This is a genomic window from Carboxylicivirga caseinilyticus, assembly GCF_050589785.1.
In the GTDB taxonomy this organism is placed as follows: Bacteria; Bacteroidota; Bacteroidia; order Bacteroidales; family Marinilabiliaceae; genus Carboxylicivirga; species Carboxylicivirga caseinilyticus.
Genome location: NZ_JBNGOX010000041.1, coordinates 46,248 through 53,152, shown reverse-complemented (window position 1 = coordinate 53,152; position 6,905 = coordinate 46,248). Strand labels below are relative to the sequence as shown.

Sequence of the window (6,905 nt, the reverse complement as noted above, 5' to 3'; positions counted from 1 at the left end):
CTCAGACAGCAATACAGGGTAAAGTGATGGATAAGCGGCAACAACCCATTGTTGGAGCCAATATCTATCTCGATGGAACTTACGATGGAACAACTTCAGATATGGAGGGCCAGTTCGAATTAATTACTTACGAAAAAGGTCAACAGGTACTTGTTATCAGCAGCATTGGATTTCAGAAATATAATTATGCTTTTTCAACAGACAGTGCTGTAGCTTTCTTAGAGATCATCCTGGAAGAAAAGATCAATGAACTAGAATCGGTTGTAATCACAGCAGGTACATTTGAGGACGGAGAGAAAAAGCAGTCGATGGTTTTATCTGCTTTTGATGTGGCTTCAACGGCAAGTGCTCAGGGCGATATCTACGGTGCTTTTAACAATGTTCCGGGAACCCAGAAAGTGGGCGAAGAAGGTAAATTATTTGTAAGGGGTGGCGAAAGTTACGAAACCCGCACTTTTATGGATGGTATGTATGTGGCTGATCCATTCTATTCGCAAGTGAATAATATTCCAACCCGTGGACGGTTTTCACCATTGTTGTTTGATGGTTTGTTATTCAGTACGGGTGGGTATTCGGCTGAGTATGGTCAGGCATTATCATCAGTTGTGGCATTAAAAACACTGGGACTTGAAAACGAGGATAAGTCCAGTTTAAGTTTGATGAGTGTCGGAACGGGATTTTCTCAGGTGAAAGCATGGGAGAAAAGTTCCGTGGCTTTTACTGCAGATTATATTAATTCGGCTTTGCATAATCAGATGTTTGGTTCTGATATCAATTGGCAGTCCGATCCAAATCTGCTTAATACCTCATTTATGCTTCGCCATAAAACAGGTCAGTCTGGGTTGATAAAAGCTTTTGCCTCTGTTCAATTAAACAGGATGGAAATGCTGTATGATAATTTTCCATCAGATCAATCACAGAATTTAAGTCTGAATGATGAGAGCTGGTATGCCAACACTACCTATACAGATATGATCAATGAGAAATGGATGATTCAGTCGGGTTGGGCTTATTCGTATTCGAAAGATAAGATGCTACTGGACACCATTCACATGCAAACAGTTAATCAGGATCATCATCTAAGATTCAAAGCGACTCACCTGACAAGCGAATCGTTCAAATGGAAAACAGGTGGAGAATGGTTTATTTCTCAGTACGGGCAGGATGTGAAAGCAGGAGCTGCAGGTGCCTTTCTGGACTATCGTAATCATCAGTTAGCTGCATTTGCTGAAGCTGACTGGCAAATCAGTCCTGTAGTAGCCATTCGTTTTGGCGGACGAACTGAATATAGTTCACTATTGAAGAAGGCCGAAGTCTCTCCGCGACTGTCGGGTGCTGTTAAAACAGGCAAAAATAGTCAGATCTCCATGGCATATGGTACATTCTTTCAAAACCCACAGGAAGACTATTTAAAGATTAACCCGCATTTGCAAACAGAGCAATCTTCTCACCTGATTGTAAATTATCAGTATAAGAATGAGAAACGTTTATTGCGTATTGAGGCTTATCAAAAAGAGTACGATCGACTGGTTATTTTCAATAATGAGTTCAGCTTTAATCCTGAAGATTATACAAATATGGGGTATGGATCATCCAACGGAATAGATCTGTTTTGGCGTGACGGTAATACCTTTAAAAATGTGGATTACTGGGTTTCTTATTCCTTCAACGATTCAAAACGTTTGTATCGCGATTATCCTGGAGAAGTGACTCCACCTTATGCATCGCGCCATAATCTCTCAATGGTCTGGAAACAGTTTGTTCCTGCCTGGAGTTCATTTTTTTGCCTGACCTATGGGGTGGCTAGTAAAAGGCCTTACCATAATCCAAACCTGGAGGGTTTTATGCAAATTAAAACCAATGTTTATCAGGATGTAAGTTTCAATATTACTTACCTCACCCGTGTTATGAATCGTGAAGCTGTATTGCATTTAATGCTAAATAATATCACAGGTCGTAAAAATATTTATGGTTACGAATACCGACAATCGCCTGATGAGAATGGATATTACGATGGAAAAGCCATTGTGGCACCAACAAAACAACAGGCCGTGTTAGTCTTAATGATCATGTTATAATCAACTTAAAAATCAACGTTATGAAAACTTTCTTTTTAATTGTTGCCGGATTTTTATATCCATTTGTAATGAATGGAACCAAAGATGCTTACCTGCAAAAAATGCAGCAAACCATCGGGCAAATGAACCAGTCAACAACCATTGAACAGTACCAGCAAGTTGCCAATACCTTTGAACGAATCAGTGCAGCTGAAACCGATCAATGGCAGCCTATGTATTATACAGCCTACTGCTATGTTATGATGAGTTTCCAGGTGAATGATGGAAGCCGAAGGGATGAAATTCTTGATCAGGCACAGGTTTGGATTGATAAGGCCTTTAAAGTGGCTCCTGATGAATCGGAATTATTTGTATTGCAGGCTTTTCTGTATCCGTCTCGTATAATTGTTAACCCGATTGACAGAGGGATGAAGTATATGGACTTAACTTATAAAGCCCTTGCAAAATCCAAAGAGTTAAATGTTAATAATCCCAGGGCCTATTATTTAGAAGCTGTCATGATTCAAAACAGTCCCGAAGCTATGGGTGGAGGAGCAGAAAAAGCCTTACCTGTTTTTGAAACATCATTGGAAAAATTTCAACAATTTAAACCCAATACGATCATTGATCCGGATTGGGGAGAAGAGGCTGCCAGACAATCCTATTCAGCATTAAATAATAGTATTGACGAATAATTTGGTATATTCATTTACTTAATCTCCAACAATGAAAAAATCGTCAGTTTCTAAATATGTAGTCAGATTTATTAAAGAGTTTTTGTTGCTAGCCTTAATAGGTAATGGGATCGTATATTTTATCATGGGCTACCATGAAATAACAATACCTGTTTTGCTTAAAAATACACTTTTTTCATTCATTGGAGGATGGCCCATGCTTAAGAGTGTGGCCTGGCTGGTTCAATCATTAGATAAAAACGTGCCATGGTTGGTTTATCCTCTTAAGCGATTGATTTACCAGTCAGTGGGAATGATTTTACTCTGTGCCTTTTTTATTCTTTTAGCCGTTGGAATAGCTTTTATCTGGCATAAAACATTGGAGGAGATAGATATAGAATTGTTTCTCAGTCAGGTTGGCCTTAGTTTGAAAATTGCTTTTGGTTTTCTTATCCTTTCTTCATTGGTTACCAATAGCGTACTCTTCTTTAAAAAGTGGAAAGATGCAGCTGTGGAGCAAGAGCGCTTAAAGCATGAACATACTGCATTACAATACGAAACGTTGAAGAGTCAGGTTAATCCACATTTTTTATTCAATAGTTTAAATGCATTGATTCAGCTCATACATACCGATGCAGACAGAGCCGAAGCATATGTGAAAAAGCTCTCACATGTGTATCGTTATGTGTTGGATATGAAAGATAAAGAAACCGTTGCACTAAAAAAGGAATTACAGGCGGTTGAAGATTATATCTTCCTGTTAAAAATAAAATACGGAGATAGTCTGAAAGTCAGTTTTCCGGATGAACTGCCCAAAGGAGCAAGGATTGTACCTCTCTCTCTGCAGATGTTACTCGAGAATGTGGTAAAACACAATGTTATTGCCCGAAGTAAACCTGTTGAAGTATCCATTCATTTGAAAGATGACTACCTGATAGTTAGAAATAACATCAACGAAAAAACAGATAAAGAACATTCGACAGGTATTGGACTTGAGAATATATCTACACGTTATCGATACCTGACTAATAAAACAGTTACCATTCATCAAGATAACGGGAGTTTTGAAGTAGGACTTCCGTTAATGTCAATTATCAAAAAAGAAGAATAAAGGCAGTAATATGAAACTGAAGGTAGTAATCATAGAAGATGAAATAATGGCAGCAGCGCGGATGAGAGATCTGTTGCTTCAATATGATTCGGAAATAGAAATTATTGCAGAGCTGGATTCAGTTGAAGATGCTGTGAAGTGGTTTAAAAATGGTGTAGTTCCCGATCTGGTGTTGATGGATATTCAGCTGGCAGATGGTATAAGTTTTAATATTTTTGATGAGGTGAAGGTGGATTATCCGATCATTTTCACAACGGCATATCAGGAGTATGCCATCAGAGCTTTTAAAGTAAATAGTATTGATTATTTGCTTAAACCAGTTTCATATTCCGATCTGGAACAAGCGATGAATGCCTTTAAAAAACATTTAGGGTTTGGTAGTAATCAGCTTTCGCTTGAAGTGATTGAGAAGGTAAGGCAGATGTTGAAGAAAGATTATAAAAAACGCTTTACAGCAAGGGTTGGTGAGCATATAAAATCGATTCTTATTGAGGACATATCTTTCTTTCATAGCGAAGGAAAAGGTACCTTCATTACTACTGTTGAAAAGCGTCAGTACCTGATTGATTATTCACTGGAGGCTTTAACCGAATTGCTCGATCCGGATATGTTCTTCCGCATAAACCGCCAATATATTATCAAACATTCGGCCATTGAGGATATAATGGCATATTCTCAAAGTCGTTTAAAGGTAAGACTTAAGAACTGCGATGATGAAAAAATTCTTATTAGCAGAGATAAAGTGGGTTCTTTTAAAGAATGGCTTGAGATTTGATTAATATACAAATCGATACCCGATGCCATGTATCGTAATTAATATTTCGGGATGATTAGGGTCGGTTTCTATTTTCTGACGCAGTTTTAAAATAAAATTATCAACGGTACGAGCCGTTGGTTGATAGTCATAACCCCAGATATTATCAAGGATACTATCGCGACTAATGGTGGCGTTTTTATGTTCGATCAGATATTTGAGAATATCAAATTCCTTGGCTGTCAGCTTTACAGGTTCGCCATCGCAATTGGCCATATAATTCTCAAAATTTACTTCCAGTTTACCTATCTTAATGGTTGGATCTGTTTCTTCTTTGGTATGATTGCCTGCCCGACGAAGTACGGCTTTAATTCTGGCCATCAGCTCGCGCAGGCTGAATGGTTTGGTCATGTAATCATCACCTCCTGATTCCAGTCCGATAACTTTATCAATTTCTTCGCCTTTAGCAGTTAAGAAAATGATAGGTGTCTCAATTCCTTTATGACGAACCTGCTTACAAACATCAAAACCACTTATTTTTGGAATCATTACATCCAGTAAAATAAGGTCGTATTGGGTACTGGTAATTTTCTTAATCGCCATCTCACCGTCGTCAGCCACGTCAACAGTATATCCTTCAAATTCAAGATTGTCTTTTATGCCCTGTTGCATATCAGGTTCATCTTCAACTATTAATAAATGTTTGTTGGTCATAGCTAAATATTTTTTGAAACGGGGAATTTAAGGGTAAATGTACTTCCTTTGTGTTCTTCACTAATCACCGATACCGAACCTTTATGGGCCTGCATAATATGCATCACAATGCTTAATCCCAAACCCGATCCTTTGGCATGATGAGCCAGTGCACCTTTGGTTACACGGTAAAATTTATCGAATATATGTTTCTGCTCTTTGGCAGGAATACCGATACCAAAATCACTAACAGTGACGATGACGAATTCGTCTTGTAATGAAGTTGTTAATTCTATTTGCTTAATCTCTTTACTGTATTTTATAGCATTGTCCAGAAGATTGGTGATTGCCTCTGTAATGGCTTCTGCATCACCATCAATCAATGGGATGTCATCGTTAAGTTTTACCTGTGCTTCAAATCCTTTGGATTCCATGCGGTAGGCATAATTTTTCATTACATCGCTTATCAAATCATTGATGTCGACCAATGAAAAAGTGAATTGCCGCTTTCCATCTTCAATTCTTGAAAAGTTAAGAATGTTATTGACAATGGAAGAAAGCCGTTGTGTTTCTTTATGGATGATGCTGTAATACTTACTGCGTTTGGTTTCGTCGTTAACCCGGTTGAGGTGAAGTGTTTCGGCATACATACTGATAAGTGCCAGCGGTGTTCGTATTTCATGCGAAACATTGGAAACAAAGTCGGATTTTATTTTTGCCAGTTTTATTTCACGTCGAATATTACGGTAGAAGAACCAGGCACCGATGATAAGCAAAACATCAATCAAAGCCAGGTACAGAATGTTATTGTAAGCTCTTTTGCGTGCTACATCGCTGATGGTTATTCCTTTGGGTTGAATGCCAATGCTGTAGTCGGGAAGCAGCCAGATCGAAATTTCATCGGTTACCGAAGCAGGAGTAGTGTTGAGTAAGGTGCTGAATATAAATTGTTCAGAACTGTTTTGCTTTACTGTCAGAATAAAGTTATCACCTGCAATACGTTGCATTCGTGGAGATAGTACATCTGAAATAAATTTGCGGGCATCTATTACAAATATTCCCAGTTTAAGCTCCTGATTCAGTTTGGTTACAAAGGTAATTAGTGAATAGTGCTGTACATCAAGGTCAATGGCCGATAGTTTTCGGTAACCTTCGCTAAAGTATGTAAACTGACGTTTAAGATTAGCTGTTTCACTTACCAAAGAGTCAACTATTTCCTTTCTAAGATTCTGGTCTTCCAACAACAGGTCGTTATAGTTAAACTGATCATTGGTATAGGATAGCAGTAACAGGTTTTGACACTGTGGATTCTTCTGCAGGTATAGATCAATATTGGATGATGTATTTTCGTCAGACCAAGTCATCTTTTCCAAATCGTTGATCCACGCATTTACATTATCATCAGCAAATTGATTTGTAGAGAATAAAACAGCTTCCAATTGATTATTGTAGATACCTTCAATCAGTTCTTCCTGATCATTCATTGAACTTAATTCCAGAACGGTAAAAAGTGATGTTGGAATGATTAAGAGGATCAGAACAAAAAAGAGAGGACTTATTTTAACTGTTTTTTTCATACAAAGGTTAAGACGAAAACCAAAGTATTAAATATTTAT

The 6,905-nt window shown here is 37.9% G+C and carries 6 protein-coding genes; 4 read left to right on the top strand and 2 right to left on the bottom strand.

Annotated elements, in window-relative coordinates:
- From ACRD62_RS17890 to ACRD62_RS17875, 4 genes are all read left to right on the top strand, one after another.
- The coding region (locus tag ACRD62_RS17890) for a TonB-dependent receptor (protein ID WP_430821478.1) at positions 1–2,078 on the top strand (2,078 nt) is incomplete at its 5' end.
- Positions 2,079–2,098: 20 nt separating this feature from the next.
- Positions 2,099–2,752: a hypothetical protein gene (locus tag ACRD62_RS17885; protein WP_430821477.1), complete on the top strand. Its 654-nt coding sequence runs from the start codon at positions 2,099–2,101 to the stop codon at positions 2,750–2,752.
- A gap of 31 nt (positions 2,753–2,783) precedes the next feature.
- Entirely contained in the window at positions 2,784–3,842 is a 1,059-nt protein-coding gene (locus tag ACRD62_RS17880) for a sensor histidine kinase (protein WP_430821476.1), read from the top strand.
- A gap of 10 nt (positions 3,843–3,852) precedes the next feature.
- Positions 3,853–4,617: a LytR/AlgR family response regulator transcription factor gene (locus tag ACRD62_RS17875; protein WP_430821475.1), complete on the top strand. Its 765-nt coding sequence runs from the start codon at positions 3,853–3,855 to the stop codon at positions 4,615–4,617.
- Here ACRD62_RS17875 and ACRD62_RS17870 read toward each other — a convergent pair whose 3' ends face one another.
- On the bottom strand, positions 4,618–5,310 hold the full coding sequence (locus ACRD62_RS17870; protein ID WP_430821474.1) for a response regulator transcription factor: 693 nt from the start codon (positions 5,308–5,310) through the stop codon (positions 4,618–4,620).
- A gap of 2 nt (positions 5,311–5,312) precedes the next feature.
- A complete protein-coding gene (locus ACRD62_RS17865) occupies positions 5,313–6,866 on the bottom strand; it encodes a sensor histidine kinase (RefSeq protein WP_430821473.1) in 1,554 nt (517 codons plus the stop codon).
- Between the last annotated feature and the right edge of the window lie 39 nt (positions 6,867–6,905).